This is a genomic window from Mycobacteriales bacterium, from assembly GCA_035533475.1.
Lineage (GTDB): Bacteria > Actinomycetota > Actinomycetes > DATLTS01 > DATLTS01 > DATLTS01.
In genome coordinates, this window is record DATLTS010000018.1 from 13,861 (window position 1) to 40,516 (window position 26,656).

The window sequence follows — 26,656 nt, forward strand, 5'->3', positions numbered from 1 at the left end:
TCCCTCGGCAGAAGGACACCAGCGATGACGAAAACTGCGCGCTTCGTCCGGCTCGCGACGACGCGATCCGTCCTGGCCGGCACGGCCCTTCTCGTGGCGGCCTGCGGCCCCTCCCCGCACCAGGTGGCCGGTGCGGCCTCGGCGGGCCCGACCACCCCGGCGAGCACCGGAGCGCCGACCCCGACCGCCACTTCGTCGACCGCTGGACCGACTGGGCCCGCGCCCTGCCCGACCCGCTCCCTTCAGGCGAAGGTCGGGGTCAGCCAGGGAACCGCCGGCTCGACCTACACCGTGATCGACTTCACCAACCTCTCGAATTCCACGTGCACCCTCTACGGCTACCCCGGAGTCTCGTTCGCGGGCGGCACTCCGGTGACCCAGATCGGGGTGGCCGCAGGGGAGAGCCCGACGACACCGCGAACGTTGGTGACGCTCGCAGCCGGTGCGACCGCCAACGCGCTCCTTCGGATCACCGACGCGGGGAACTACCCGGCAGCCGAGTGCCGACTGGTCACCGCGCAGTACCTACAGATCTACCCGCCGAACCAGACCACGCCCATCTACCTCGGCTACACGTCGCAGACCTGCGCCAAGCCGGTCCGGATCCTGACCGTGAGCGTCATCCAGGCTGGCGCGGGCAGCGCGTCCTAGCCGACGGCCCCCGTTCCGGATCGGCGCCCGAAACGCCGGGCCGACGATCCCGTTGTGCTTGTCATCCGGTGGAACGGCGGGCACGATGACGCCCAGGGAACTGTCCGTCAGGGGGGACCATGGCGCTCGACACGAAGAAGCTCACATCGATCGACTGGGCGATCGTCGGTGGTGCGCTGATCGTATTCATCGCCCTGTTCCTCCCGTGGTTCGGGTTCCATGGCGGCGATGCGATCCTCCCGAGCGTCAGCGGGTGGAGCTCGGGCTTCACCGGGTGGTTCGGTGGCTTGCTGCTCGTCGCCGCCGGCGTGTACCTGTTCCTGCTGCGCTCGCAGGCGAACCTCCCCAAGGTGTCCGTCGGCCCAGGAGTCCTCGTGCTCGGACTCGCCGCCTTGGGCCTCCTCCTGGTGATCATCCGCTGGGTGACCCTGCCGCGCAGCGGGATCTACCAGTACGGCGCGAAGTACGGGATCTATGTCGCGCTGGTGGCCGGGATCGCCGAGGTCGTCGGCGCCGCCATGCTCTTCCGGTCCTCCGGCGAGGCTCTCCCCTGGGCCGGACACGGAGCCGACGGGTCGAGCACACCGCCGAGCGCCTGACCGAGGCCACAGACTGCGATCCGCCGGGTCATCCCGTGCTCGGTGCGGCGTCCTTGCTCACCGCAAGCCGAGCACAGTGAGCAGCGCCTCGTCGATCCCCCACTGTTGCTCGGGAGTCACGCGGCCGATGAGACCGCCAAGCCGCCCAACATCGACGGCGCCGACCTGCTCGACGAGCACCCGCGTCGATTCGCCGTTCACCTCGACCTCGGGACGAAAGGATGCCGGCCGGGCACTCCGCGACGTGGGCGCGACGAGCACCACCGAGCGCGGCAACAACTCATTCGCCTGTACCAGTACGCCGAAGCGCCGCCCGCGTTGCTCATGTCCCCGGCCCCGCAGCAAACGGAACTCGTACACGTCACCGCGAAGCACGCATGCTCTCCATCATTGCGGCGACCTCGAGCATCTCGCGACGATCCACCTCATCGGCCTCAAGGGCCGCGACCTCGGCGGCAAGAGCCTTTCCCCGCTGGAGCCGAGTCGCGCTGTCAACGATTGCTCGACGGATGGCGTCAGAGCGACTGAGGCCAGCGGCCTCCAACTGCGTCAAGGCACGCAGCGCCTCGTCATCGAGCCGCACACTGATCGCCGTCACAGGAGCCACTGTATCACGAATCGTCATACACGGTCACAGGTGAGCGGCATCTGCGTAGGCAGGCTCGTCATGGCCAATCCCGGATCCCGACGGAGGCGTTCACGACAGCACCCGTCCACGAGTAGCCTCGGGAATCGTCGAAAGGTAGCTCTACTCATCGTCCAGATGTAGCGTCTTTGTTCGTCCAGGTGTAGCCGAACCTCCTGCGCCGCGGCCCGTTTCTTGGCGGTGCGCCGATCCTCGGCCGCCGTCAGGCCAGGCACGCCTCGAGAGCGTCGGCGAGCCGCCGGTAGTCGTCCAGGGTGTTGTAGAGCTGGCCCGAGACCCGGACCCAGCGCCAACCCTGGAAGAACATGACCGGGACCACGACGGCGTACTCGTCCAGCAGCCGGCGTTCGAGCGAACGCGCCTCATCGGCGTCGAGCTCGCGCGGCAACGCGACCAGCCGCATACCGGCGGTCAGATCGGGATCGGGGAACGGCACCGCGGCCCCGAACCGGTCGGCGACCAGTGCGGCGCCGCGCCCGGCAAGCTCGGCGTTGTGCCGACGCACCTCCGGCCAACCAGCGGCGGCGAACAGGTCGATGGCGGCCGGCGCACTGAGCAGCGCGGTCGGATCCCGGGTACCCGTCCAGTCGAACCCCGGCTGGTATCCAGCGTCGTGATCGTGCGAGGCCACCAGCGGATGCAGGTCCGCCCGACGGTCGGGGGCGGCGTAGAGGACCGCGGCGGACTTCGGGGAGCAAACCCACTTGTGCAGGTTGCCGGTCCAGAAATCCACTCCGAGATCGTCGAGGTCCAGCTCGAGGGAGCCGGGCGCATGCGCACCGTCGACCAGGATCGTGATCCCGCGCCGGCGGCATTCGGCGGCCAGGTCGCGGATCGGGAAGACCAGCCCGGTCGGGGACGCGATCTGGTCGACCAGAAGCAGCTTCGCGCGTGGCCCCAGAGCCTGGATGACCGCGGCGGCGACGTCGCCCGGGCCCTCGACCTCGATCGGGACGTGGGCCACCACCACCTCGAAGCCCCGCCGGGCCGCCTCCCGGCGCAGCTGGACCAGCACCGCCGGATAGATGTGGTCCGTGCACACCACCTCGTCGCCCGGCCCGAGCGGCACCGCCCCCAGCGCGGTCTGGGTGCCGGTCGTGGCGTTCTCGACGAAGACGAGAGAATCCGGGGTGGTTCGCAGGAAGGTCGCGAGCCGGGACCGGACCTCCGTCAGCAGGGTGCGCAGCCGTCGCAGGTAGAAGTCCGCCGGGTTGGCCTCGAGCGCGGCGCGCAGGCCGGACTGGACGTCGAGGACCGCCCGCGGGGTCGCCCCGAAGGCCCCGTGGTTGAGGTAGGCGAGCGCCGGATCGAGGGCCCAGGAATCGGATCGGCGCAACCGGTCCAGGGTCACGACGGCACCGTTGAGCTCGGCTGCCGGTTCGGCGGCCGGACCGGCGCGATCGCGTCGACCGGATGCCGGCGCGGGCCCGACCACATGGCCGGGGGCGCGGCCACCGCCGCGGCGACCGCGTAGGCCGCCTGCTCGTAGTTGACCCGCCAGCCGACGAAATGCGGCCAGGCCTCCTCGGGTTCGCGTTCGAGCGGGAAGTTGACGCTGGCCAGGCGCCCCACGGCGTCCCGGAACTCTTCGTAGGTGAGGCTGATCCCCTGTCCGGGGTCCGGGTCGATCTCGACCTCGGCGCCGAGCGCGAGGGCGATCTGCTGGAAACAGGTGAAGCCCATCCGCAGGCACATCCGCGCCGGGACAACCGGCGCGGATGTCGGGCACAGCGCGAGATACATCGCAGCGGAGTCGAGCACCGCGAGCAGGGCGGTCACCCAGGACGCGTACGCGATCGGCGAGCGGAAGCGGGCCAGCGGTAGGTAGGTCGTGTGGCTCTCCGCCACGTCCGCCGCCCAGCGTTCCCAGGTCACGTACAGCTCGGGCAGGGTTTGCGTGGAGGTGCTCTCGGTCTGGAAGCCGTAGCGGGTGCGCAGCAGCAGCTCCGGGCCCCAGGCGGGCAGCCCGGCCCGGGAGTAGAGCAACGTCACCTCCGTCTCCCGCCGGTTGAACGCCCCGTACAGCGTCGGCAGGTAGCCGATCTGGAGCGCGATCGTGACCAGGCCGGTGAGCGCCGCGACATCATCGACGGCGGCCGAGCCGACCCCGTGCGGCGCGGCGTAGCCCAGGGTGAACAGCGAGGACCCGGCCTGGGCGAAGGCGGCGCCGATGCCGGGCGCGGCGAACGGCCAGTCGAGCAGCGCGAAGCCGACGAAGAAGACCGTGAGCCAGGTCGCCAGCTGGCCGAGGAGGATCGTCGCCGCCTGGGCCGAGTAGAGCCGGTCGCGCGCCTTGGCGTCGTCGATCGGATGCACGAGGACGTGGAAAACGTCGTCCACCGCCCGGTCGACCGCCCGGGTGAGCCAGCTCCGCACGCGGCGGGGCACTACGACGGTGCCGATCAGGCTCTTCGCCGCGATCAGGACGAGACCACCGCCCGCGACCGCGGCGACGGCGCGGGCGCCGATCGGCACGATCATGCTCCGCCCTTCCGCATGTGTTCGGCGACACCGGGTAGGCCGACGTTATCCGAACGCGAGGGAAGGAAATCGTGATGAACTCCAAGGTCGCCGTCGTGACCGGCGGCAGCGCCGGTGTCGGCCGGGCCACCGTCCGGGAGCTCGCCGCCGCGGGCTACAACGTCGCCGTGCTGGCCCGCGGCCAGGACGGCGCGGAGGCCGCCGCCAAGGAGGTCGAGAACGCCGGGCGACGCGGGCTCGCCGTGCCGATCGACGTCACCGACCTCGATGCCCTGCGGGCGGCGGCGGAACGGGTGGAGCGCGAGTTGGGCCCGATCGACCTGTGGGTCAACGTGGCGTTCGTGGGTGCGCTCGCCTACTTCTGGGACACCTCGCCGGACGAGTACCGCCGGATCACCGACGTGACCTACTTCGGTCAGGTCAACGGGGTCCGGGTGGCGCTCGAACGGATGCGCCCCCGCGACGCCGGGGTCATCGTCAACGTCGGTTCGGCGCTCGCGTTCCGCGGGATCCCGCTCCAGTCCGCGTACTGCGGAGCCAAGCACGCGATCAAAGGCTTCACCGAATCGGTGATCACCGAGCTGCGGAGCGAGCAAAGCCGGGTCAGGCTCTGCATGGTCGAGCTGCCCGGCATGAACACCCCGCAGTTCACCTGGAACCTGAACAAGATGCCCGGGCATCCGAAGCCGGTGCCGCCGATCTATCAGCCGGAGCTCGCGGCCCGCGCGGTCGCGTTCCTCGCCCGGCATCCCAGGCGCAACATGTGGGTCGGGATCCCGACCGCCTACACCATCCTGGGCAACCGGATCGCGCCGGCATTCCTCGACTGGTACCTCGGCCGGACCGGGGTGAAGGGGCAGCTCACCCAGCAGCCGCTGCCCCGGTTCCCGAGCAACGTGTTCGAGCCGGTGGCGGGGGACCACGGTGCCCACGGGCCGTTCGACGCGCACGCGCGCAGCCCGATGCTGTGGGCGTCCATGCACCGGGCGCTCGTGACCGGTGCCGCGGTGGCCGCCGCGACGGCCGCCACGCTGCGTCGGTTCCGGGTCAGCCGAACCGGCCGGTGATGTAGTCCTCGGTGCGCTGCTCGCGGGGGTTGGTGAAGATCCGGTTGGTGACGTCGGTCTCGACCAGGTAGCCGGGCTCCCCCGGCCCGCGCAGGGTGAAGAAGGCCGTGACGTCGCTGACCCGGGCCGCCTGCTGCATGTTGTGGGTGACGATGACGATCGTGTACCGGTCCTTGAGATCCGACATCAGATCTTCGATCGCCAGCGTCGAGATGGGGTCGAGCGAACTGCACGGCTCGTCCATCAGCAGGACCTGAGGCTCGACGGCGAGGGCGCGGGCGATGCACAGCCGCTGCTGCTGGCCGCCGGACAGACCCGCTCCCGGCCTGCCGAGCCGGTCCTTGACCTCGCGCCACAGGTTCGCCGCGGTCAGCGAGCGTTCCACCGCGGTGTCGAGATCTGCCTTCTTCCGGACACCGGTTAGCCGCAGCCCACTTGCGACGTTGTCGTAGATGGACATGGTCGGGAACGGGTTGGGCCGCTGGAAGACCATCCCCACCGCCCGCCGGACCGCGACCGGATCCACGGCGGAGGCGTAGATGTCCTCGTCGTCGAGCAGGACCCGGCCGGTGATCCGGCCTCCGGGGGTGATCTCGTGGAGCCGGTTGAGGGTGCGCAGGAACGTCGACTTGCCACACCCGGAGGGCCCGATCAAGGCGGTCACCGTCTTCGGTTCGATGACCAGCGAGACGTCGTCGACCGCCTGGACGCTGCCGTAGAAGCAGGACAGACCGATCGTCTCGATCCGCTTCGCCATGACTCCTCGTCTCCCGGGCTTTCCAGGCTACCGGGCGACCCGGCTATTTCGCCGGGTCACCAACCGGGCGGTGACGTAGAGCAACACGACGATCGCGATCAGGGTGAAGGCGGCCGCCCAGGCCCGGTTGACCGACGCCGGGTAGGCCTGCTGCGCACCGACGAAGATGATCAGCGGTAGTGCGCTCTGCGCGCCGTGCAGCGGGTCGACGTTGATGTAGCTGGAACCGAAGGCGGTGAGTAGCAGTGGAGCGGTCTCGCCGGTCACCCGGGCCACGGCCAGCATGACCCCGGTCGTCAGGCCGGCGGACGCGGTCGGAAGCACGACCGACACGATCGTCCGCCACCGGGGAATGCCGAGCGCGTAGCTGGCCTCGCGCAGCTGGCCGGGGACCAGAGCCAGCATGTCGGTCGAGGCGCGGATGACCACCGGCAGCATGAGCACGGCCAGCGACAACGCACCGGCACCGCCGGAGAAGCCGCCGTGCAGCCCGATCACGATGAAGGCGAAGATGAACAGACCGGCGACGATCGACGGCACCCCGGTCATGACGTCGACGACGAATCGCGTCGTCCGGGCGAGGCTCCCTCGGCCGTACTCGTTGAGATAGATGGCCACCAGCACGCCGATCGGCACGCTGATCGCCGTCGCCAGACCGACCTGCTCGACGGTTCCGATGATCGCGTGGTAGACGCCGCCGCCCGCCGAGTCGGGCGAGACACCGGCCAGCGAGTGGGTGAAGAAGGTGGCGCTGAGGTGGGGGACCCCCTTGGCGACGGTGTAGTACAGCACCAGCAGCAGGGGCAGGAGGGCGAGCACGAAGGCGCCGGCGACGAGCGAGGTGGCCAGCCGGTCGACCGCCCGTCGGCGGCCCTCTACGAGCATCGAACCGGCGACCAGGCCGGCCGTCACGAGGAAAGCGGTGAACACGACGAAGTCCGCGTCGCCCTGCATCGGGGTGACGGCGAACAGCAGCACGGACAGGAGGACCGCTCCCGCGACGACCGCGCCGTTCCCGAGCCGGGTGATCCGCCGGTCCGCCGAGGCCAGCCCGGCCGACTGGCGGGTCGTGACCAGTGCGCTCATACCGCCGCGCTCCGTTCGACCGCGCCGGCCCGGTAGATGATCGCCCGGGCGACGACCGCGACCCCCATCGTCATCGCGAACAGGACCAGCCCGGCGGCCATCAGCGCACCGCGACCGACCGGGCCGGCTTCGCCGAACTGGTTGGCGATCAGGGCGGCGATCGTCTCGAGCTTGCCCGGGAGCAGGATGTGGGCGTTGATCGTGTAGCCGGTGCCGAGGACGAGCGCGACCGCGATGGTCTCCCCGAGCGCGCGGCCGAAGCCGAGGATGACGGCGCCGACCATGCCGGGACGGCTCACCGGCAGCATCGCGGTCCGGATCATCTCCCAGCGGGTGGCCCCGAGCGCGAGCGCGGCTTCCCGCTGCGCGGGTTCGACCTGCGCCAGCACCTCACGGCTGATCGCGGAAATGATCGGGATGATCATGATTGCGAGGACGAGCGAAGCGGCGAAGACCGACTTGCTCGCGACCGACGTCGCGTCCTGGCTGTTGGCGAACAGCGGGATGAACCCGAGGTGGCGGGCCAGGAAGTGCTGTAAGCCGATCAGGTGGGGCACGAGGAAGTACAGGCCCCAGAGCCCGTAGACGACGGAGGGGATCGCGGCCAGCATGTCGGTCAGGTAACCGAGCAGGTGGGCGATCCGTCGCGGGGCGTAGACCACCACGTAGAGCGCGACGCCCAGGGCGATCGGGAAGGCCATGAGCAGGGCCAGCGCGCTCGACAGCGCCGATCCGAACGCGACCGCCGCCACCCCGAAGAGGCCGGCCGTGTCCGGGTCCCACCCGAACGTCGTCCAGAAGCTTCCGTGGTCGGAGCGGATCGCCGGCACCGCCTGGACCAGGAGGAACACGGTGATCGCGACGAGGATCCCCAGCACGAGCACCGCGGCCAGCCGGGTCAGGCTGCGGAAGATCGGGTCAGCCAACCGGCCGCGCCGCCCCCCGGCGGCGGCGGTGAGGGAACTCACCGGTGCGGACCTTTCGACGGGCGGGTCAGGACCAGGGGCGGGCGCCCCTGGTCGCGGACGATAGCGCAGCCGCGGGTCAGGAGATCGCGGCGATCGTCGCGGTGTCCCGGGTCACCAGCGTGCTGGGCAGCGGGGCGAAGCCCAGGCCGGTGGCGTACTGCTGACCGGTGGTGACCGCGTAGGTGAGGTAGTCCTTGAGCAGCGCGACGGTGCCCGCGCTGACGCTAGACGGATAGGTCGTGCACGTGATGACGTAGGTAACCGTCGAGATCGGGTAGGCGTTGGGATCGGTGGGGCGGAAGTTGAGCTTCGCGCTGAGGTCGTCGGGCCCGGCCGGCGCCACGGTGAGGCTGGCCAGCCCGGTACTCACGTTCGCGGCGTTCAAGGCGACGTAGCTGCCGCCGGCGTTCTTCACCTGTGCCGTCGGCAGGTTGTGCGCGGTCGCGTAGTTCTGCTCGACGTAGGTGATGCCGCCGGTCGTCGAGGCGACCCCGGCCGAGACCCCGGCGCTCTGCGCCGCCCCCTGCCCGACCGGGAAGTTGACCGTCTTCCCGCTCCCCAGGGCCCAGTTCGTCGCCGCGTCCTTGAGGAAACCGGTGAACACCGCCGTCGTGCCCGACGCGTCCGACCGGTAGAAGACGGAGATGTGGGTGCTCGGCAGCGCCACCCCCGGGTTGTCCTGGGTCAGCGCCGAGGCGTTCCAGGTCGTGATCGAACCGTCGAAGATCCCGGCGATCGTGTCCGGTGAGAGCTTGAGCGAATGCACGGTCGGGAGGTTCCAGGTGAGGGCCACCCCGCCCGCCGCGACCGGGATGTCCAGCGCCAGGCTGTGGCAGCGACCATCCGCGCCCGGACGGTCCTTGCTGGTGAGGATGACGTCGTCGCCGGCGAAGGTCTGGGTCCCGGAACTGAACAGGGAAACCCCGGCACCCGATCCGTCACCGGTGTAGTCGATCTGGGCGTTGGAGCACTGCGCGGTGAACTGCGCGATCCACTTGAGCTCCATCGGCTGCTGGAACGTCGAGCCGGCACCGCTCAGGGTTCCGCCGGCGCAGCCGGCAGCCTGGGTCGAGCCGCTGCTCGGGGTGCCGCCCGGGGCGCCGTTGTTGTTGTTGCTCCCGCAACCCGCGATCAGCATCGCCGCCGTGCCTACCGCCAGCAGTCCGCCGCGCCGTCCGATCCTCACGATGGGTTGTCCTCCCGTGGTCGCCCGCGCCGGTGCCTACCGACGTCGCCGACGACGCTAGGAAGATCGGATGACGGGATCGCCCCGTCGACATGAACGGAAGGTGAACGACGGACGAACAGTCCGGTCAGGGGCCGCCGAGGGCGCCGAGGGTGGCGCGCTCCCCGGTCACCAGGTAGATGACCCGGCGCGCGACCGAGACCGCGTGGTCGCAGAACCGCTCGTAGTAGCGACCGCACAAGGTCACGTCGATCGCCCGCTCCACCCCACCCTCCCAGTCCGGGGTGAGAATGATCTGGAAAAGCTTGCGGTGCAGGTTGTCCATCACGTCGTCGTCCTTCTCCAGCTCCGCCGCAAGGTCGACGTCCCGGGTGGCGACCACGCTCCCGCACTTGGTGACGATCCGCTGCGCGACCTGACCCATCTCGAGGACCGTCGCCCGCAGCTCCTGCGGGATCGCCTGGACCGGATACCTACGGCGGGCCACCTTGGCGATGTGGTGCGCGAGGTCGCCCATCCGCTCCAGGTCACTGGACATCCGCAGGCTCGTGATCAGGATCCGCAGGTCGCTGGCCACCGGCTGCTGGCGGGCAAGCAGCTCGAACGCGCGCGATTCCACGTCCTGGTAGGCGGCGTCGATCCCCTCGTCGGCCGAGATGACGCTCTCCGCGAGGGCCAGGTCGGCATCCAGCAACGCCTGGGTGGCGCCGTTGATGGCGCTGCCGACGATCTGGGTCATCGAGACGATCGTCGCGAGGATGGCGTCCAGCTCGTCGTGGTAAAGATCCCGCACGTCGACTCCTTCCCCCGGCCCGGTCCAGCTTCTCACGGAACCGCCCGGCCGCCGGGCGGGTGAATGAACGGTGACGGGCGCGTCGGTGAATTCCCGATGTCCGGCCGGGTTCCCCGCCGATGCCTCCCTATCCTGAGATCGTGGCGATCGCGGTCGGCGTTCTTTCGGCTGCCCTGACCGTGGCCCTGGTGGCCCTGGTGGCCCTGACCGTGCTGGCCCTGGCGCACCGCGGCCGGGCGCGGCGCTCGCCCGTGGCGGCGGTTGTCACCCCCGCGACCAGCGAGGCCGAGGAGCTGCTCGGCCTGTTGCCCACCGCGGTCGCCGTCGTGGACTCCTCCGACGACCCGCGATACGCCAACCACGCCGCCCGGGCGATCGGTCTTGCCACGCCCCGCGGCCTCGCGGCTGACCTGCGCGCGCAGGTCCGGGAAACCCGCCGGGACGGGATCGCGCGCGACACCGAACTGGGGCTGCGACCACCCGATGCCAACCGCGCGGGCCGGCCGGCCGCCTGGGTGCGAGCCCGCACGCACCGGCTGCGCGACGGTCAGGTGGCCCTGCTCGTCGACGACATCACCGAGACCCGGCGGGTGGAGGCGGTCCGCCGGGATTTCGTCGCCAACGTCGGCCACGAGATCAAGACGCCGGTCGGCGCGATCGAGCTGCTCCTCGAAGCCGCCGACGGCGCCGGGAACGACCAGGTCGCGGTCGACCGGTTCATGGCCCGGCTGCGCGTGGAGAGCGCCCGGCTGAGCCGGCTGGTCCAGGAGATCCTCGACCTGTCCAGGCTGCAAGGCGGCGAGCCGCTGCCGCCTTCGCATCCGGTGCCGCTGCGCCGCGTGGTGTCCGAAGCCATCGACCGGGCCGAGACCGCGGCCACCGCCAAGGCCATTCGGATCCGCAGCGACGTGGAGGACGTCCTCGTCGCCGGCTCGGAGTCCCAGCTGGTCACCGCCATCACGAACCTGTTGGACAACGCGGTTGCCTACAGCCCGGCCTCGACGACGATCGCCGTCACCGGGCGCGCGGCCGGCGGCTGGGCCGAGCTCGCGGTCGCCGACCAGGGCTCGGGCATGGATCCGTCGGAGACCGCCCGGATCTTCGAGCGCTTCTACCGGGTCGACCCCGCCCGCTCGCGGATGACCGGCGGCACGGGTCTCGGCCTGGCCATCGTCAAGCACATCGTGAGCAACCATGGCGGGGAGGTCCGGGTATGGAGCCGCCCGGGCTCCGGGTCGACCTTCACCCTGCGTCTGCCGCTGGCGGAGGCGCGGGGCGCGGTCACCGGACTGCCGGCGGCGGAGGCGGTGCCGTGACCAAGGTGCTCATCGTCGAGGACGAGGAGTCCTTCGCCGATGCCCTGTCCTACCTGCTCGGGCGGGAAGGATTCGACGTCCGGGTCGCGACCACCGGTCCCGACGCCCTCGCCGAATTTCATCGCGCCGGCGCCGACCTCGTCGTGCTCGACCTCATGCTGCCCGGCATGGCCGGCCTCGAGGTCTGCCGCCGGCTGCGCTCGGTCTCCGACGTGCCCCTGATCATGCTGACCGCGAAGGACAGCGAGGTGGACAAGGTCGTGGGCCTGGAGATCGGCGCCGACGACTACGTGACCAAGCCGTACTCCGCCCGAGAGCTGATCGCCCGGATCCGGGCCGTGCTGCGCCGGCGGGCCGCCGCCGGGGAGGAGGACCCGCTCGACGTCCTCGGCGTCGGCCCGATCCGGATGGACGTGGACCGGCACGTGGTCACCGTCGGCAGCCAGCCGGTGGAGCTGCCGCGCAAAGAGTTCGAGCTACTCGAGCTGCTGCTCCGCAACTCCGGCCGCGTGCTCACCCGCCAGCAGCTCATCGACCGGGTCTGGGGCTCGGACTACGTCGGTGACACCAAGACCCTCGACGTGCACGTCAAGCGCCTGCGCGCCAAGCTGGAACCCGACCCGGCCCAACCCCGCTACCTGCTCACCGTCCGCGGGTGGGGCTACAAGATGGAAGCCTGAGGAGAACCGCCCCGATGTCGCGACTCCGCTACGACCTGCTCGGCTGCGCCCTCCACGGTCATGCGCTCGCCGGCACCGGCGCGGCGAGCCTCCGCCCCGAGGACCACGTTCTGGTCCGCGAGCATGCCGGCCTGCGGTGGCACCGCTGCCTGCGCTGCGACGCGTGGGTGCCGACGGAGCCGCCGGCCGCACCGACCACCGAGTTCCCCCCGGGGCCGGATGAGGTGGAGGTGCCACTGCGCGGGAAGCCGCTGCGGGACCGCTACGTCCTGCGCCTGATCGCCTTCGACCGTTTCGTCCACGTCGTCGTGCTCGGCGCGTTAGCCGTGGTGATCTTCCTGTTCGCCCGGCACAAGATCGGCCTCGAGCGTGACTACATACGAATCCTCAACGACATCCAGGGTGGTGCCGGTGGTCCGGCCCATGGCCAGCACGGCCTGCTCGGCGAGATCCAAAAAGCGTTCCGGGTGAGCCCCACCCATCTGTACTACGCCGGCGGCTTCGTCGCCGCCTACGCGCTGCTCGAGGGGGTGGAGATGGTCGGCCTGTGGCGAGGCCGGCGCTGGGCGGAATATCTCACCTTCGTCGCAACCTCGGTGCTGCTACCCCTCGAGGTGTATGAACTGGGTCACTCGTTGAGCGTGCTAAAAGCCGTGACATTCGCGATCAACCTGGCCATCGTCGTCTACCTGCTGCTCGCGAAACGGCTGTTCGGCCTGCGCGGTGGCGGGCGTGCGGTGGCGGAGGAGCGGGAGCGGGACTCCGGCTGGCCGGCGGTGCTGCGGGCGACGCCGACGGCTCCCGGGCCGACGTCCTGACCACTCAGCGGCGCAGCGAGGGGTGCCGGCCGAGCACCGGCATGAGCAGTGGGTGCGGCGTGTACCGGGCGGAGAGCGCACCGGCCCGGTTGAAGGCGCCGGGGATGACGACCGCGCGGTCGCGATCCAGGCCGGTGACCCCGGCCTTCGCGACCTGCGCCGAGCTCACCCACATGAAGGAGGGCAGCACGTGCGCCTCCTCGTCGGAGATGCCGGCCGCCTCCCCGAAACCGGTCTCGACCGGACCCGGGCACAGCGCGGTGACCGTCACGCCGGTCGCGCGCAGCTCGGCGCGAAGGGCCTCGGTGTAGGACAGGACGAACGCCTTGCTCGCGGCGTAGCTGGCCTGGCCCGGCAACGGCTGGAAGGCCGCCGTCGATGCGACGTTCAGGATGGCTCCCCGACCGCGACCGACCATGCCGGGCAGCAACCGGCTGCAAAGGTCGACCACGGCTTCGATGTTGAGCCGAACGAGCGCCAGCTCCCGGTCCGGGTCGCCCCGATGTGCCGCCCCGGAGGTACCGACGCCGGCGTTGTTCACCAGCACGTCCACGGTCCGGTCCCCGGCTTCGAGCTGGGCGAGGAGCCTCGCCCGGTCGGCGGCGCTCGCCAGATCCGCGGCGATCGCCTCGACCCGCACCCCCGCGCCGTTCAGCTCATCGGTGAGGCCCCGCAGCCGCTCGGCGCCGCGGGCGACGAGGACGAGACCGTGCCCGCGGGCGGCCAGTTCGCGGGCGATGTCGGCGCCGATGCCGGAGGAGGCCCCGGTGACCAGGCAGGTGCGGTCGGGGGCCGGGGTCGGGAGCGTCATGCCGGCGACCCTAAGCCGCGGGCGTGCATTACCACCAGCGCGGGCAGCAGTTCCACGCGGACCGCGACCGGTGGAACCGGCGCCGGAGGAGCACCCGGCTGGCGAGGAACGCCAGCCCGACGAAGGCCAGAAGCGGGAGCAGGTGCACGACCACGGAGATCGCCAGCGCCACGAGCGCGAGTCGCCAGGCGACCGCGCGCAACCGCCTCCGGTGGGTCGGTTCGGCCCGGCGCGAGCCGCCGTCGTGTGGCGGCAGGTCGGCGCAGAGCGCGTCGAGGTCGGCGCCGATGCGGGCTTCGAGGGCAAGCCCGGTGCGCTCCTCGTGCTCGAGGCGGGTCAGCCGGCCCTCGGCGTAGTGCCGGCTGAGCGCGGTGACCACGGCCTCCCGCTCCGCGTCACCGACCCGCAGGGATGAGGCCGCCGCCCTCACGGGGCGCCGCCGGCGGGGCCGTCGTCCTCGGCGAGCAGCCGGTACAGCGCGCGCCTCGTCTCGTTGACCATCGTCTCCGCGCGGGCCACCTGGCCGGGGGTGCCCGCGGCAGCGACCTGGAGTACGGCGGCCATCAACTGGCCGGCGTACTCGCGGAGGTCGCCGGCGCCGTCGTCCGCCTCGTCGGCCATCTCCTCCCACGGAGCCCGCCGCCCCTGGGACGCGGTCTGCACCTCCGCGCGGCCGGCATCGGTGAGTTCGAAGGTCCGCCGGCCGTCGCGTTCGGAGACCGACACCAGGCCCTCGTCCTCGAGCTGCTGGAGGGTCGGGTAGACCGAGCCGGGGCTCGGCCGCCACACGCCACCGCTGCGGGTGGTCAGCTCGGTGATGATCTGGTAGCCGTGCATCGGCGACTCGGCGAGCAGGGTGAGCACGGCCAGGCGCACGTCGCCGCGCCGAGGCCGCGGCCGACGCCCCCGCGGGCCGCCCGTCCAGGCCCACGGGCCGGCGAACCCCCAGGGGCCGTGCGGCCGGGGATGGTGGCGGGGCTCGCCGGGGGGCGCGCCGCTCGCCCAGAGCAGGGAGAGCCAGGATTTGAGCTGCTGCGGATCGAGCCGGAAACCGGGTGCCGCCGTCGTCGCGTCCACGCGAGCCACCTTTCCTGCCGGAGGCCACTCACGATATATCGCGTACGGACCGTGTCAAGGCCTCGGCCTCCCGGCATGATTGGCGGGTGACAGCCGGAGCGCGCGGGCTCGGCCGGAGGGCGGTCCGGGCCGCTCCGGTCCTCGCCGTCGTGCTGGTCGTCGCCGTCGCCTTCCTGCCGCGCAGCGCCCCCTACGACCTACAGGTCTTCCTCCGGGCGGGCCACCGGTTGGCCGGCGGCGGGGACGTCTATCCGGCGCCGGGCAGCAGGTCGGTCTACTCCGGCTTCTCCTTCGTCTACCCGTTCGTGATGGCGTGGCCGTTCGCTGCGCTGGCGTGGCTGCCCGATCCGGTCGCGGTCGGGATCTGCACGGCCGTGGGGTTCGCCGCGGTCCTCGGGGCCTGCACGCTCGCCGGGCCGGGCGGCCGATTGCCTCCGGTCCTGCTCCTGCTGAGCTCCTTCACGCTGGTCGGGCTCCAGCTCGGCAGCATGAGCGTGCTGCTGCTCTTCGGGCTGGTGGCGGCATGGCGGTTGCGCGACCGGCCGCTGTGGTTCGCCCTGGTGGCCACTCCGCTCGTGGCGTCCAAACTTTTCCTTGCGCCGCTTCTCCTCTGGTTACTCCTCACCGGGCGCTGGCGGGCGCTCGGGGGCACCGTCGCCGGACTGATCGGCGTGCTCGGCTTGGGCTTCCTCACCGGTCCGCTCGGGCCGGTCGCATACGCTCGGCTGCTCGGGGCGCTGGCGCGACACGAGGCCGCCTCCGGACTCGGTTTCATCAGCCTGCTCCGTGGGCTCGGCGTCTCCCCCACGGCGTCGGAACTGCTCGCGGTCGCCCTCGCCGGCGCCGTCGTGTGGTGGGCCACCCTGCGGATGCGCCGCACCGGCGACGAGCGGTGGCTCTACAGCGCAGCGGTCGTCGCCGCCCTGTTGCTCACCCCGGTGCTCTGGAGCCATTACCTCGTTCTGCTCGCGGCCCCGCTGCTCGTCGCCGAGGCCGGCCCGCTCTGGTTCGCCGGTTTCGCGGTGTCCAGTTGGGCGGTGACGGTCCCGCACGGGAGCAACGCGATGACCGACGTGCTGGGCCTCGTCCTGCTGCTGCCGATCGCCGGTTACGCCGCCCGGGAGCAGGTGGCCCGGTTCTGGCGGGGGGCGGTGCTCGCCGCCGGGTTGGCCATCGCCGGGATCGCGGTCGGCCTGACCGTGCTGACCGGCCCGGTCTCGTGGCACCCGGCCAGTACCGCGCTCGCGGTGGTGATCTCGCTCGCCGTGTTACGCGCGAACCCAGGCCTCGACCGCGTCCGGTTCTCTGGGCAGCGCCGCGGAGAGGTTCTGCATCCCGGCGGGGGTGACCAGCACGTCGTCCTCGATCCGGACGCCGATCCCGCGTAGCTCGGGCGGCACGGTGAGATCGTCCGGTTGGAAGTACAGGCCGGGCTCGACGGTCAGCACCATGCCGGCTTCGAGCCGGCCCTCGGGGTAACGGTCGCCCCGGGCCCGCGCGCAGTCGTGGACGTCCAGCCCGAGCATGTGCCCGGAGCCGTGGATCGTCCACCGCCGGTACAGCCGGGAGTCCTCACCGAGGTCGTCGGCCGCCGGCTTCGGCAGAACGCCGAAGGCCTCCAGGCCGTGGGCCATGACCTCCATCGCGGCGAAGTGGTAGTCCCGGAACCGCGCGCCGGGCCGGACCGCAGCCAGGCCGGCCTCCTGCGCCGCAAGCACCAGCTCGTACACCCGACGCTGTTCGGGGCTGAACCGGCCCGACACCGGGATCGTGCGGGTCACGTCCGCGGTGTACAGCCAGCGGTTCTCCACTCCCGCGTCGACGAGCAGCAGTTCCCCGGGCCGGACCGGACCGTCGTTGCGGCCCCAGTGCAGGGTGGTCGCGTGCGCACCGGCCGCGGCGATGGTCCCGTAGCCGACACCATTACCTTCGAGCCGGGCGCGGGTGGCGAAGACCCCCTCGACCATCCGCTCGCTGGTCCCGACCGCATCCGGAAGCGACCGAACGATGTCCTGGAAGCCGCGGACGGTGGCCGCGACCGCGTCGGTCAGCTGGGCGAGCTCGAAGTCGTCCTTGATCAGACGGAGCTCTGAGCAGACCGCGGCGAACTCGTCGTTCCCGTCATCGCGAGCGTCCGCACCGGCCGGGACCGCGGCGTCGACCGACGCGTCGAGGCCGGGCAGCAGGCGGACCGGATGCCCGGCAGCAGCCCCCAGGACCGCGTCCAGCTCGTCGAGCGGGCGGCACTCCAGGCCGAAGGCCACCGCCGCCTCGGCCAGGCTGCGCCGGCGGCCCTCCCAGAACTCGCCCTGCCGGTGCTTGTAGAAGCCGGGGTCTTCGGCGCGGGAATGCACCGGCGTGCGGAACAGTACCGAGTCGTGGCCGCCCCCGGAGGGCACGAGGACGAGCACGGCGCCCGGGTCCGGGTCACCGGTGAAGTAGAAGAAGTCGCTCCCGGGCCGGAAGTCGTACGGGGTGTCGTTCGAGCGGATCTTGAGCCGGCCGGTCGGTAGGACCAGCAGCTCACCGGGGAAGGCAGCAGACAGCGCGGACCGCCGCTTCGCCGTGTAGGGGGCACACTCGACCGTCTCGTCGAGGCGGTTCCGTTCCGCCCACCCGGTGAGCATGAACGCGTCGAGGGCCGACGAGAAGCCCAGGTCGTAGCTCGTGCGCGATCGCCGATCCGGATCCGCCATGGGTCGCCTCCCGGCCCCACGGTACCTCCGGGTCCGGCGCCCGCCGGACTGCCCGGCTGCGCCGGTCTCAGCCTGTCTCAGCCTGTCTCAGCCGGTCTCAGCTGGTCGGCTCCCGCCACAGCCAGACGATTTCCCGGTCGTCGTGGGCATCGCCACCGGCCTCGAGGAGCCGGGCCGCGCCGCCGGCGAAACCCTGGAGAACCTGGCGATAGGCGTTGCCGAGCAGCCGATCGATCCCGGTGTCGATGTCCTCGTGGGAGCGCTCCACGCAGCCGTCGGTGTAGAGCAGCAGGGCGTCGCCGGCATCCAGCCGTCCATGCTGGACGGGCCAGAACGCGGTGTCGGTGACCCCGAGCAGAACGCCGCTGCTCTCGAGGACCCGCCAGTCCCCCGCTCCGGCGTGGAACTCCGCCGGCGGCGGGTGCCCGGCGACGCTGAGCGCGTAGTCGCCGCTGGCCAGGGTGACGGCGACATGCACCGCGGTCCCGAAACCGTCGTCCCACCCCTGCCGGAGCAGGTGCGCGTTCAGCGCGGGGAGCACCTCGGTCGGCGGCACCGCGCCCAGGATGCCGCTCACGGCGCCGGCCAGCATCAGCGCACGAGTGCCGGCCTCGATCCCCTTGCCCGAGACGTCGACCAGCACCAGTTCCAGCAGCTTGCCCTGCCGGGTGAGTGCGGAGACGCAGAAATCCCCGCCGAACGCCGCGCCGTCCGCCGTCAGGTGCGCAAGTTCCAACGCCCAGCCGGGTGGAAGAGATGGCGGGTTGGACAGCGCGGCCAGCTGCTCGCGGAGGTCGATGACCAGCCGGTCCGGGTCGCCGCGGCGCGAACGGCCCGGTCGCCGCGGTCCCAGGGTCACGGGCAGGAGGCTACCCCGGCCGTGGGCGGCGGGGCATCGACCGGACATATCGTCCGGGTCAGGAAAACCTGACCTGCCCGATCCGACTCGAAGTGCGGGGAGGGCACCAACCGGGTAGGGGCCTTGCCATGCAGCCGTTCGACTCGGTCAGCCGCTTGGAAGATCTTCGTGCCATCGACCCGGTGGTGCGCTCGGTCCGGTCGGTCGTGCATCGGGCGCTGAAGAACCAGCGGGTCGCCGACCTGTTGCACGGCACCTGGCTCGGACACCCGCTGCACCCGGCGCTCGTTCAGGTGCCCATCGGGGCGTGGCTCGCCGCCTCGGTTCTCGACGTCGCCGTGCCCGGTTCCGGCCCGGCGTCAGCGACCCTAGTCGGGGTGGGTCTGGCGGGTGCCGCGCCGGCGGCGTGGGCCGGCTGGGCCGACTGGGCCGACCTTCCCGATCGGCCGGCCCGGGTGGGGCTGGTGCACGCCGGGACGAACGGTCTCGCCGTCGGCCTGTATGCCGGGTCCTTGGCGGCCCGTCTCTCCGGGCGGCGCGGGCGCGGGAAGCTGCTCGCCCTCGCCGGCCTGGGAACCGCACTGGGCGGCGGCGTGCTCGGCGGACATCTCGCGTTCCGGCAGGCCGCCGGAGCGAACCACGCCGAATACGTCGCTCGCCTGATGCCGACCGGCTGGACCCGGGTGGCACGACTCGACGAGCTGGCGGACGGCAAGCCCGTCGAGCGGATGGTCGGGCCGGTGCCGATCATGCTGCTGCGCCGGCACGGCTCGGTGCATGCCCTCGCCAACACCTGCAGCCACCTCGCGGGCCCGTTGCACGAGGGCGAGCTCTCCGACGATCCAGAACCCTGCGTCAGCTGCCCCTGGCACGGGAGCACGTTCCGGCTGCGCGACGGCGCGGTCCTCCGCGGTCCGGCCACAGCTCCGCAGCCGGTCCTGGAGACGCGGGTCCAGGGCGGCGAGGTCGAGGTCCGGCTCGAGATCCGGGGATAGGGGTCGGTCATGCGGGTGATGCAGCGAATCCAGGCCGAAGGCGCCGAGTACTCGGATGGGGCGGAGCGACAGCTCGGCTCGCGCGCCGTCACGATCGGCGTCTACGCCGCCACCCTCGCCGGTCTCGCGGCTGCCGTACGCGGCCGCCGGGCCGAGATCGCCGAGCAGATCGACTGGCGGGATCTGGGGCTGGTGGCACTGGCCTCCTTCCGCCTGTCGCGGACGATCGCCAAGGACAGTGTGGCGAGTCCGGTGCGCGCTCCGTTCACCCGCTTCGAGGGGGTCAGCGGACCCGCGGAGCTCAAGGAGTCTCCCCGCGGCCACGGTTGGCGACACACCATCGGCGAGCTGATCACCTGCCCGTTCTGCCTCGACCAGTGGGTGTCGACCGGCTTCGTCGGTGGCCTCGTACTGGCCCCGCGGGTCACGCGGGTGCTCGCGGCGGTGTTCGCCGTCCGCGGCCTCGCCGACGCCGGGCAACTCGGCTATGCCTGGCTCGAACACCGCGCCGAGTAGCCGCTACCCGGGGTCGGTGACGTGCTCGCCGGGGCTCGCCCGCTGGCTGAGTACCTGGTGCGGGCCCTGAAGAAGTCGCAGGAGTGTCACCAGGCCGACGCCGCCCACCAGATTGCCGAGGGCAGCCCAACCGGCTGCTTCCAGCCAACTCAGGTAGCCGAACGGCGCGTGCCCGGTATGCAGTGCCGCGAACATCATCAACGACGCGACGATCGCATGGTTGAGCTTGCCGGCACCGAGCAGGAAGGCCGCCGCGAACGCCGCCACGATTTTGGCGGTCATCGCCTCGCTGGTGTGCTGCATCCAGGTCATCAACGTGATGACCAGGCCTCCGAGCAGGGCCAGGGAGAAGGCGCGCCAGCCCAGGCCAAAGCCCACGTAAGCAGCCCCGGAGTGCACGGCGGTCGCCGCCAGGTTCGGGAAGCCGGCGATGATCAGGCCGGTCACGATCCAGCCACCGATCAGGTTGAAGACGAGCGTCCCGGCCCACAACCAGAACAGCCGCCACCAAGGGGCCTGCCGCGCGACCACTGCGATCACCGGCACGAGGAAGTTCTCGGTGAACAGTTCGCTACCAGCGAGAGTGAGCGCGATGAACCCGATCGGGAACGCCAACCCGGCCAGCACGTCGCTCCGGGTGGCCGCGAGCACGATGAGAAAGGCGAGAACACCCGTTGCCACGTCCACACCGCCGACGAACCCGGTCGCGAACAGTGCGGACACGCCGCGACCGAGCCGGCGCTTCCCCTCCTCCAGCGTCCGGTCGAACCCAGCCTCGGGGGTCTGGTCCGCGGGTGCCGGCTGCTCCGTTTCGGTGTCGACCATCCCGTGACGGTTCCGCCAGGAGCGGCCAGGGAAACCTCGTGCCGCCCGAGCGGGCGAGTCCCCGAAACGGGCAAACGTGATGTCGGTCACGCCTGCTTGCGGGTGTACGCAGACGCTCGGCGGGAAGGCTTTGAGTGACCGTGATCCCTATTCGCGAGGTGGACCGCATGATTCCCCGTATCAGTCCGAGCAACATCCGCGGCATCAGCGACAAGGTCGTCGGGCTCGGCAAGGAGATCTTCGGCAGCGCGCTCGGGAACGACCGGCTCAAGCGGAGCGGTCAGCTGCAGCAGGACGCCGGGACCGAGCGACTCAAGGCGCTGGAGGAGCAGACCAAGGCCGAGGCGCGCGGTGGCCAGGCCAAGACCGCGGAGACGCGGGAGCGCGCCGCGCAGCGGGAGAAGGCGAACGCCTGAGTCCGTCCGACCACAACCGAAAGGAGTCGCCCCGATGGGCGTATTCGAGCAGGCCAAGGGCAAGGTCAAGGAGACCGTAGGCGACGTCACGGACAACGACGCGCTGCAGGCCGAAGGCCGAGCCCAGGACGAGAAGGGTGCCGCGGAGACCCAGGAGACGAAGCACCGGGCCGCAGCGCAGGTGCACGAGAAGAAGGCCGAGGCGCTCGATCGTCAGGCCGAGGCAGTGAACGACTGAGCTAGCTGGATGCGAAGCCCCGTCCGGAATTCCGGGCGGGGCTTCGCCGCGTCAGGCGGCGATCGCGGGAGCGCGACGGAGCAGCCGGACGACCGCTGTTTCGAGAAGCGCCAGCGGACCGCCGTCGACCGTCTCCGGGCCGGCCGGCCAACGCTCCAGGGTCGCCTGCACGGTCTCGCCGGCGAGGTAGCAGTCGACGATGCGCGGGTCGACGTAGGAGCTCCGACAGACCGCCGGGGTGTTGCCGAGGTAATGCGCGACCTCGCGGTAGGCGCGGGCAACCGCGCGCTGCCGCCCGCTCGGCGAGGTCGGCGCGCGGGCCGACGCAGCGAATGCCGCCGCGGCGAGCAGGGTGGCGTTCCAGGTCCGGAAGTCCTTGGCGGTGAACCCGGGCCCCGCATGCGCCTTGAGGTAATCGTTGATGTCCGTCGAGCGAAGGTTCACCCATCGTCGCCCGGACCGGTACGCGAGCAGAGCAGGTCCGCCGCTGCGGCGTCGTTGAAGGGTCCGGACGATCTCCGCGACGACCGGATCGACGAGCGCCTGCACCCGCTGTCGACCACCCTTCGCCGGATAGTCGAACACGAGGTCCTGCCCGCGGACCTGCACGTGGGACTGCTCGAGGGTGGCCAGGCCGAAAGTCCCGTTGGCCTCCGCGTACTCCTCGCTGCCGATCCGGAAGAAGCCGAGGTCGAGCAGACGCACCGCGCACGCGAGGATCCGCTCCTGGTCGAGCTCCGTCCGGGCCAGGCCGACCGCGACCTGGCGGCGCAGGCCGGGCAGCACGGCCGCGAACTCGAGCATCCGGTCGAACTTCTCGGCGTCGCGACGGGCCCGCCAGGCGTCGTGGTAGCGGTACTGGCGCCGTCCGGCCGCGTCCGTGCCGGTCGCCTGGATGTGGCCGCGGGGGTCCGGGCTGATCCACACGTCCTGCCAGGCGGGCGGGATGGCCAGCGCGCGGATCCGGTCCAGCGTCGCGGGGTCGCGGACCGGGGCGCCGGTGCGGTCGAGGTAGCGGAACCCGCGCCCGGCCCGCACGCGGCGCAGACCGGGCGTCCCGCAGTCAACCCGCCGCAGCCGCATGCTCCTCCGTCCCACCGTCGGTAGTCACGACCTTCCCGGTGGGCCGACGGCGGAAACGAAGGGCTAGTTCCCGCTTCCCCCCGTCATGGGGAGGCGGGAACCCAGCCGACAACATCGACGGCCACATCAACCGGCGAACCGTCGGAGTACAGATTGACCATGCCGTTGGACGCCAACTGGACGCTGACGAAGTCAGCCACGTCGTTGGTGCCGTCGTAGTTGATCGCAGATGCCGTCGGCGCGGTCGTCGCGTCGCCCGGGAAGACCCGCAGGTCGCCTCCCCCTGCCGACGGATCGATCGCTGTCACCTGAAGAAGCACCGACCTGGCGTCGGCCGGCACACCGCCGACACCGGAGACTTGGAAACCGATCACCTGGCCGGCAGGCAGCGGGCCGCTGAGCAAGCCGACCCGATCCGGAGCCGGACGGGTATCAAGAATCCGGACCGGATTTTGAGTGACCAAGGCCGTGCTGGAGTAGTAGTAGCCGGAAACGTCGACGACGAGATCCGTGTCACTGCCCGAGGTGAGGAAATCAATCTTCCCGCTCGACGGCAGCTGGGACAGCACGAACACAGCAGTGTCCTGACCGGGAATGTAGTTGATGTTCGAACTGTCCGGGGTCGGCGAGCCGTCCGGATACACCCGCAGGTTTCCGGCTCCCGCGGGACCCACGGCCGTCACGTTCAACGCCACGGCGGTCGCTCCAACCGGCACGCCACCCACCCCGGCGACAGTCACTACGCGAGGGACTCCCGGCGCCAGCTTCGCGGAACTGCCACCGGTACCATCTCGCGTGTCGATGATCCGCACTGGCGTCTGACCCTGGTACCCGGCAGCGTTCGTGCAGTAACCGACCACATCCAGCAGGGCGCCGCTCGCGCTCCCGTCGGAGTAGAGATCGACCTTCCCGTTCGACGGGAGAGACACGATCGCGTAGTTTGCCACCGTTCGGTGTGGCACATAGTTGACCGTGGACGCGAGCGGCGCCGCGGACCCATCCGGGTAGACCCGCAGGTTCCCGGCGCCGGCCGGGCCGACTGCGGTGACGGTCATCTCCACCGCGGTCGCTGACGACGGGACTCCGCCCATCCCGGCAACCTGGATCGGGTAGCTATTACCAGCGGCGAGCGGTGCGGACAACCCGCCCGTCCCGTTCCTCGTGTCCAAGATGCGAACTGGAGGGAGGTTGGCGCATCCAGCCACGGCGAGATAGGTGAACTCCGCCTGCGGCACCGCCGCAGACGACCCACCCGGCGTCGTCACGGTGACATACACCGGACCGGCTCCGCCGATGGCTGGGGACACCGCATCGATCTCGCTGCCGGACACCACGGCGAACGACTTGGCGGGGGTATCGGCGAACACCACCGAGGTGGCCCCCGTGAACCCGCTCCCGGTGATCTTCACGGGCGTACCACCTGTGGTCGGCCCGCTGGTTGGGCTTAGCCCGGTGACGCTCGGCGTCGGCCCGGTGAACGCTGCGGCCGTGTTGGTCAGGGCGAAACTGGCCGGCGACGCGCCGGAAGTACTGGCGGCGACGGTGTAACTACCGGCCGCCACCCCAGCCGTTACCGGTACCGACACCGTGCCATCGCTGCCGCTGGCCGCGCTCGAGCCGCTCGGGAAGGTCGCCGTCGCGCCGCTGGCGGCTGGGGTCGGTACAAGACTCACCGTCGCCCCGGGGATCGGGTTCTGGCCGGCATCGCGAACGATCGCGACGAGCGGGTTGGCGAAGCTCGCGCCCACGGTCGCGCTCTGCCCGCCACCGGACACCGCGGTCACCGTCGCGGGGGCGTTCACCGAAACCGTGACGTCCCCCATTGCCCATCGCTCATCGGAGCAGTTCTGGCTCAAACCATCAGCGAAGGTCAGGTTCGCGCTTGGGGAGCTGTCCGGCACGGTTTCAGTGACCCGGTAGGAGGAATCCATCCCCGCGTACGCGGAGTCGTTCGCGCCAAGCGTGTCGAACGCATCGGCCATCGCACCGGGCTGGAAATTCGACCCGTTGTGCGAGTGCGGATACGACTGCGTGGTTCCATTGTTGAAGCCGTAGTTTTGCGGTGCGGCGTCGTAGTTGTCGAAGGTGGCGCTCGGCATGACCGTGGTCGAGCCGTCGATGACGCTGAAGGTATCCGGACCGTACGCGCTGCTGTTGCCGTCCCAGGTCGCCAGCGGGTCGAATGCGAACGACACCCGCAACGACGTGTGCGCGGGCAGGTTCGAGAGCTTCAGCACCGGCTCGGCAGTGCCGTCGGGGCAACCACCGTTATCGTTGAACGGGCCCAGCAGCGTCTGCCCGTTGCCCGGGGCGACAGTCGCCGGCGACGAGAATGTGGCCGGCTGGGTAGTCGTCCAGTGACTGTCGACCCCACTGTTGAAGTTCGAGGCGTACACGGGCGCGTAGTCACTGGTATGGCTCACCGCCGTGATGGAGCTGCCGTCGCTGTCGGTGATCGTGGTCGTCACCGTGTACCCGCCAGGCTGGGCGTAGCTGTGGCTGCCGGTTACCCGGCCGCCACTCACGGTCCCGGCCGAGCTGGATCCGTCCCCCCAGGCGATCGAGGCCGTGTACGTGTCACCGGAGTTGCCGTCGGAGTCAGTGAACGTCGCCACGGCTCCGCTGAAAGCCACCGCGGCCGGCGCGTATACCGACGCCGCGGCTAGGTTGAGTCCGTTGTACTGGTAGGCACCCATGTCACAGGACCCGGGCAACGCGACCCCGCGCTGGTCGCTACCCGAACAGCTGGGCACCACGTCATGGGCCGGGCTCGCGGCGGTCAGGTCGATCGTCGCCGTCGGGCCGCCGTTGTCGGCCAGGCCGCCGTGCGCCCCGCCCGGGAACGGATTCGACTCGACGATGCTGTGCAGGGTGGTGCTGAAAGAGCAGGTGTTGCTGCCGCTCGGATTGTAGTCGAGGTTGTAGCCCGAATCGGAAGCCGCGGCATGGCAGTTGCCACCGAGGTTGTCCGCGACGATCGTGTCGGCCAGCCCGGGCGCAGAGGCCCCACCGATGCCGCCGCCGGCCCCGCTGGGGGCAAGGTTGGTCGCGATGGTCACATGCTTCAGAGTGCCACCCTGGTACATGAAGTCGAGGCCGCCCCCGGCCGTGCCGGCGGAATTGCCGGAGATCGTGCTCTCCTCGAGGTCCAGGCTGATGCTTGTGCCGGTCTCGCCGGTGTAGCCCTCGCTCAGGCCCCCGCCGTAGGCTGCACTGTTACCAGAGATCTCGCTTACCATGACGGTGGTCTGGTTTTCGTTTGCGATGCCGCCGCCGTCAATGGCGGCGGTGTTCAACGTGATCGTCGAGTCGGTAATAGTGGCCGAACCCGAGGCGCCGGCATTGTCGAGGCCGCCGCCATCACCTGAAGCCGTATTGCCGGACACAGTAGAGGACATGACCGTCAGCGCGCTGTCGTTGTAGATCCCGCCGCCGCTACCGGCGCCGTTGGCGGTGATTACGTCGGATGTAAGCGCGAGCGAGCCGTAGTTGGCGACGCCGCCGCCTTTGGACGTCGGGCTCACCGAGCCGTGCCGGATCACCACTCCGCTCACGACAGCGTTGGCCGTCGCCGCCACGGTCAGCACTCGGTCCAACCCGCCGCCGTCGATCACCGTCCCGCTGCTTGTCGCACCCACTCCGGAAATCGTGACGCTGCCCCCGGTGATGTTCAGGTCGCCGGTAGTAGCGTCATCCGACCCAGTAGGCGCGATCGCCAGGGTATAGCTCCCGGCCGGGACGACGACCTTTGCCGGACTGTTCGCGTTCGCCGCGATGACTGCCTCGCGCAAGGAGCAGGGTTGGACGCTCACACACGCATTCGCAACCGGCGTGGGGTCGGCGGTGGTGGTGACCGTGTACGTGGTCACGGTAACGACCATGATGGCCGCCGCCGGCAGGATGCCGGTGATGCCGACTACCGTCGACGCCGCGGCGATCATTGCCACCGCCGATCGGATTGTGCTCGGCCGATGAACGTGCCGCCATCGCAACATGTGGTTCCCTCGGATCGACGAAAGCTGCTCGGCCGGCCGACCGACGTCAGAATCCTGCCGCACGCGAAGTGCGGTTCGCAGCCGTTTTGGCTGAACC

The 26,656-nt window shown here is 70.8% G+C and carries 28 protein-coding genes; 11 read left to right on the forward strand and 17 right to left on the reverse strand.

Going from position 1 to position 26,656, the window contains the following annotated elements; translation table 11 throughout:
* Nucleotides 1-24 precede the first annotated feature (24 nt).
* Both VNG13_02915 and VNG13_02920 read left to right on the forward strand, forming a co-directional pair.
* Nucleotides 25-651 (forward strand): DUF4232 domain-containing protein, encoded by a 627-nt coding sequence (locus VNG13_02915; GenBank protein HVA59472.1) that lies wholly within the window; start codon nt 25-27, stop codon nt 649-651.
* 119 nt (nt 652-770) lie between these two features.
* Entirely contained in the window at nt 771-1,250 is a 480-nt protein-coding gene (locus VNG13_02920; protein ID HVA59473.1) for a hypothetical protein, read from the forward strand.
* Nucleotides 1,251-1,307: 57 nt separating this feature from the next.
* Here VNG13_02920 and VNG13_02925 read toward each other — a convergent pair whose 3' ends face one another.
* The 4 genes from VNG13_02925 to VNG13_02940 all read right to left on the reverse strand — a co-directional run bounded on the left by VNG13_02925 (nt 1,308) and on the right by VNG13_02940 (nt 4,377).
* Nucleotides 1,308-1,625 carry a type II toxin-antitoxin system PemK/MazF family toxin gene (locus VNG13_02925; protein HVA59474.1) on the reverse strand — a complete coding sequence of 106 codons (318 nt, stop codon included), beginning with the start codon at nt 1,623-1,625 and terminating at the stop codon, nt 1,308-1,310.
* On the reverse strand, nt 1,612-1,848 hold the full coding sequence (locus VNG13_02930; GenBank protein HVA59475.1) for a ribbon-helix-helix protein, CopG family: 237 nt from the start codon (nt 1,846-1,848) through the stop codon (nt 1,612-1,614). The genes VNG13_02925 and VNG13_02930 overlap by 14 nt, the downstream gene beginning before the upstream one ends.
* Nucleotides 1,849-2,098: 250 nt before the next feature.
* Nucleotides 2,099-3,247 carry an aminotransferase class V-fold PLP-dependent enzyme gene (locus VNG13_02935; protein ID HVA59476.1) on the reverse strand — a complete coding sequence of 383 codons (1,149 nt, stop codon included), beginning with the start codon at nt 3,245-3,247 and terminating at the stop codon, nt 2,099-2,101.
* On the reverse strand, nt 3,244-4,377 hold the full coding sequence (locus tag VNG13_02940) for a hypothetical protein (protein HVA59477.1): 1,134 nt from the start codon (nt 4,375-4,377) through the stop codon (nt 3,244-3,246). Before VNG13_02940 ends, VNG13_02935 begins: the two co-directional genes overlap by 4 nt.
* A 74-nt stretch (nt 4,378-4,451) precedes the next feature.
* On the opposite strand from VNG13_02940, the gene VNG13_02945 reads away from it, so the two are divergent.
* Nucleotides 4,452-5,444 carry an SDR family oxidoreductase gene (locus VNG13_02945; GenBank protein HVA59478.1) on the forward strand — a complete coding sequence of 331 codons (993 nt, stop codon included), beginning with the start codon at nt 4,452-4,454 and terminating at the stop codon, nt 5,442-5,444.
* Here VNG13_02945 and pstB read toward each other — a convergent pair.
* The 5 genes from pstB to phoU form a co-directional block, all read right to left on the reverse strand.
* Nucleotides 5,425-6,201: a phosphate ABC transporter ATP-binding protein PstB gene (gene pstB, locus VNG13_02950; GenBank protein ID HVA59479.1), complete on the reverse strand. Its 777-nt coding sequence runs from the start codon at nt 6,199-6,201 to the stop codon at nt 5,425-5,427. The two genes, VNG13_02945 and pstB, sit on opposite strands and share 20 nt — an antisense overlap.
* Before the next feature lie 27 nt (nt 6,202-6,228).
* Entirely contained in the window at nt 6,229-7,287 is a 1,059-nt protein-coding gene (gene pstA / locus VNG13_02955; protein ID HVA59480.1) for a phosphate ABC transporter permease PstA, read from the reverse strand.
* A complete protein-coding gene (pstC, locus tag VNG13_02960) occupies nt 7,284-8,255 on the reverse strand; it encodes a phosphate ABC transporter permease subunit PstC (GenBank protein ID HVA59481.1) in 972 nt (323 codons plus the stop codon). Before pstC ends, pstA begins: the two co-directional genes overlap by 4 nt.
* A gap of 76 nt (nt 8,256-8,331) precedes the next feature.
* The gene (gene pstS / locus VNG13_02965; GenBank protein HVA59482.1) at nt 8,332-9,441 is read right to left on the reverse strand and encodes a phosphate ABC transporter substrate-binding protein PstS; all 1,110 of its coding nucleotides are present in this window, start codon (nt 9,439-9,441) and stop codon (nt 8,332-8,334) included.
* Nucleotides 9,442-9,568: 127 nt separating this feature from the next.
* Nucleotides 9,569-10,234, reverse strand: coding sequence for a phosphate signaling complex protein PhoU (phoU, locus tag VNG13_02970; protein ID HVA59483.1), 666 nt, complete (start codon nt 10,232-10,234; stop codon nt 9,569-9,571).
* A gap of 140 nt (nt 10,235-10,374) precedes the next feature.
* Between phoU and VNG13_02975 the strand changes: the two genes are divergently transcribed.
* Genes VNG13_02975 through VNG13_02985 form a run of 3 tightly spaced genes read left to right on the forward strand, consistent with a single transcriptional unit; the run spans nt 10,375 to nt 13,048 of the window.
* A complete protein-coding gene (locus VNG13_02975; GenBank protein HVA59484.1) occupies nt 10,375-11,550 on the forward strand; it encodes an ATP-binding protein in 1,176 nt (391 codons plus the stop codon).
* A complete protein-coding gene (locus VNG13_02980; GenBank protein HVA59485.1) occupies nt 11,547-12,230 on the forward strand; it encodes a response regulator transcription factor in 684 nt (227 codons plus the stop codon). Before VNG13_02975 ends, VNG13_02980 begins: the two co-directional genes overlap by 4 nt.
* A 14-nt stretch (nt 12,231-12,244) precedes the next feature.
* Entirely contained in the window at nt 12,245-13,048 is an 804-nt protein-coding gene (locus VNG13_02985) for a DUF2127 domain-containing protein (GenBank protein HVA59486.1), read from the forward strand.
* Between the two features lie 4 nt (nt 13,049-13,052).
* Here VNG13_02985 and VNG13_02990 read toward each other — a convergent pair whose 3' ends face one another.
* From VNG13_02990 to VNG13_03000, 3 genes are read right to left on the reverse strand one after another with little or no spacing between them, the layout of a single operon-like run.
* Nucleotides 13,053-13,859: an SDR family oxidoreductase gene (locus VNG13_02990; protein ID HVA59487.1), complete on the reverse strand. Its 807-nt coding sequence runs from the start codon at nt 13,857-13,859 to the stop codon at nt 13,053-13,055.
* Nucleotides 13,860-13,887: 28 nt separating this feature from the next.
* Nucleotides 13,888-14,289, reverse strand: coding sequence for a DUF1707 domain-containing protein (locus tag VNG13_02995; GenBank protein ID HVA59488.1), 402 nt, complete (start codon nt 14,287-14,289; stop codon nt 13,888-13,890).
* Nucleotides 14,286-14,936: a PadR family transcriptional regulator gene (locus VNG13_03000; protein ID HVA59489.1), complete on the reverse strand. Its 651-nt coding sequence runs from the start codon at nt 14,934-14,936 to the stop codon at nt 14,286-14,288. Before VNG13_03000 ends, VNG13_02995 begins: the two co-directional genes overlap by 4 nt.
* An 86-nt stretch (nt 14,937-15,022) precedes the next feature.
* Between VNG13_03000 and VNG13_03005 the strand changes: the two genes are divergently transcribed.
* Nucleotides 15,023-16,324 (forward strand): glycosyltransferase family 87 protein, encoded by a 1,302-nt coding sequence (locus VNG13_03005; protein HVA59490.1) that lies wholly within the window; start codon nt 15,023-15,025, stop codon nt 16,322-16,324.
* On the opposite strand, the gene VNG13_03010 is transcribed toward VNG13_03005, so the two are convergent.
* Together VNG13_03010 and VNG13_03015 are read right to left on the reverse strand one after the other, a co-directional pair.
* Nucleotides 16,205-17,632: an aminopeptidase P family protein gene (locus VNG13_03010; GenBank protein ID HVA59491.1), complete on the reverse strand. Its 1,428-nt coding sequence runs from the start codon at nt 17,630-17,632 to the stop codon at nt 16,205-16,207. The two genes, VNG13_03005 and VNG13_03010, sit on opposite strands and share 120 nt — an antisense overlap.
* Nucleotides 17,633-17,729: 97 nt before the next feature.
* The gene (locus tag VNG13_03015) at nt 17,730-18,491 is read right to left on the reverse strand and encodes a PP2C family protein-serine/threonine phosphatase (protein HVA59492.1); all 762 of its coding nucleotides are present in this window, start codon (nt 18,489-18,491) and stop codon (nt 17,730-17,732) included.
* 128 nt (nt 18,492-18,619) lie between these two features.
* On the opposite strand from VNG13_03015, the gene VNG13_03020 reads away from it, so the two are divergent.
* Both VNG13_03020 and VNG13_03025 read left to right on the forward strand, forming a co-directional pair.
* Nucleotides 18,620-19,486: a Rieske (2Fe-2S) protein gene (locus VNG13_03020; protein HVA59493.1), complete on the forward strand. Its 867-nt coding sequence runs from the start codon at nt 18,620-18,622 to the stop codon at nt 19,484-19,486.
* Nucleotides 19,487-19,495: 9 nt separating this feature from the next.
* On the forward strand, nt 19,496-20,002 hold the full coding sequence (locus VNG13_03025) for a DUF1360 domain-containing protein (protein HVA59494.1): 507 nt from the start codon (nt 19,496-19,498) through the stop codon (nt 20,000-20,002).
* A 3-nt stretch (nt 20,003-20,005) separates the two neighbouring features.
* Here VNG13_03025 and VNG13_03030 read toward each other — a convergent pair whose 3' ends face one another.
* Nucleotides 20,006-20,827, reverse strand: a complete 822-nt coding sequence (locus VNG13_03030; GenBank protein HVA59495.1) for a formate/nitrite transporter family protein — start codon at nt 20,825-20,827, stop codon at nt 20,006-20,008.
* Nucleotides 20,828-20,994: 167 nt separating this feature from the next.
* On the opposite strand from VNG13_03030, the gene VNG13_03035 reads away from it, so the two are divergent.
* Together VNG13_03035 and VNG13_03040 are read left to right on the forward strand one after the other, a co-directional pair.
* Nucleotides 20,995-21,243, forward strand: a complete 249-nt coding sequence (locus VNG13_03035; protein ID HVA59496.1) for a CsbD family protein — start codon at nt 20,995-20,997, stop codon at nt 21,241-21,243.
* A 34-nt stretch (nt 21,244-21,277) separates the two neighbouring features.
* Nucleotides 21,278-21,481 (forward strand): CsbD family protein, encoded by a 204-nt coding sequence (locus VNG13_03040; GenBank protein ID HVA59497.1) that lies wholly within the window; start codon nt 21,278-21,280, stop codon nt 21,479-21,481.
* Between the two features lie 51 nt (nt 21,482-21,532).
* Here the strand turns inward: VNG13_03040 and VNG13_03045 are convergent, their stop codons facing one another.
* Together VNG13_03045 and VNG13_03050 are read right to left on the reverse strand one after the other, a co-directional pair.
* Nucleotides 21,533-22,564, reverse strand: a complete 1,032-nt coding sequence (locus VNG13_03045) for a DNA topoisomerase IB (protein ID HVA59498.1) — start codon at nt 22,562-22,564, stop codon at nt 21,533-21,535.
* 83 nt (nt 22,565-22,647) lie between these two features.
* A complete protein-coding gene (locus VNG13_03050; GenBank protein HVA59499.1) occupies nt 22,648-26,505 on the reverse strand; it encodes a choice-of-anchor Q domain-containing protein in 3,858 nt (1,285 codons plus the stop codon).
* Nucleotides 26,506-26,656 lie beyond the last annotated feature (151 nt).

Coding starts and splice junctions, on each gene's coding strand:
- VNG13_02915 (HVA59472.1), top strand. CDS start 25: ATGACGAAAACTGCGCGCTTCGTCCGGCTCGCGACGACGCGATCCGTC.
- VNG13_02920 (HVA59473.1), top strand. CDS start 771: ATGGCGCTCGACACGAAGAAGCTCACATCGATCGACTGGGCGATCGTC.
- VNG13_02940 (HVA59477.1), bottom strand. CDS start 4,377: ATGATCGTGCCGATCGGCGCCCGCGCCGTCGCCGCGGTCGCGGGCGGT.
- VNG13_02945 (HVA59478.1), top strand. CDS start 4,452: ATGAACTCCAAGGTCGCCGTCGTGACCGGCGGCAGCGCCGGTGTCGGC.
- pstB (HVA59479.1), bottom strand. CDS start 6,201: ATGGCGAAGCGGATCGAGACGATCGGTCTGTCCTGCTTCTACGGCAGC.
- pstA (HVA59480.1), bottom strand. CDS start 7,287: ATGAGCGCACTGGTCACGACCCGCCAGTCGGCCGGGCTGGCCTCGGCG.
- VNG13_02985 (HVA59486.1), top strand. CDS start 12,245: ATGTCGCGACTCCGCTACGACCTGCTCGGCTGCGCCCTCCACGGTCAT.
- VNG13_02990 (HVA59487.1), bottom strand. CDS start 13,859: ATGACGCTCCCGACCCCGGCCCCCGACCGCACCTGCCTGGTCACCGGG.
- VNG13_03010 (HVA59491.1), bottom strand. CDS start 17,632: ATGGCGGATCCGGATCGGCGATCGCGCACGAGCTACGACCTGGGCTTC.
- VNG13_03020 (HVA59493.1), top strand. CDS start 18,620: ATGCAGCCGTTCGACTCGGTCAGCCGCTTGGAAGATCTTCGTGCCATC.
- VNG13_03025 (HVA59494.1), top strand. CDS start 19,496: ATGCGGGTGATGCAGCGAATCCAGGCCGAAGGCGCCGAGTACTCGGAT.
- VNG13_03030 (HVA59495.1), bottom strand. CDS start 20,827: ATGGTCGACACCGAAACGGAGCAGCCGGCACCCGCGGACCAGACCCCC.
- VNG13_03035 (HVA59496.1), top strand. CDS start 20,995: ATGATTCCCCGTATCAGTCCGAGCAACATCCGCGGCATCAGCGACAAG.
- VNG13_03040 (HVA59497.1), top strand. CDS start 21,278: ATGGGCGTATTCGAGCAGGCCAAGGGCAAGGTCAAGGAGACCGTAGGC.
- VNG13_03045 (HVA59498.1), bottom strand. CDS start 22,564: ATGCGGCTGCGGCGGGTTGACTGCGGGACGCCCGGTCTGCGCCGCGTG.
- VNG13_03050 (HVA59499.1), bottom strand. CDS start 26,505: ATGATCGCCGCGGCGTCGACGGTAGTCGGCATCACCGGCATCCTGCCG.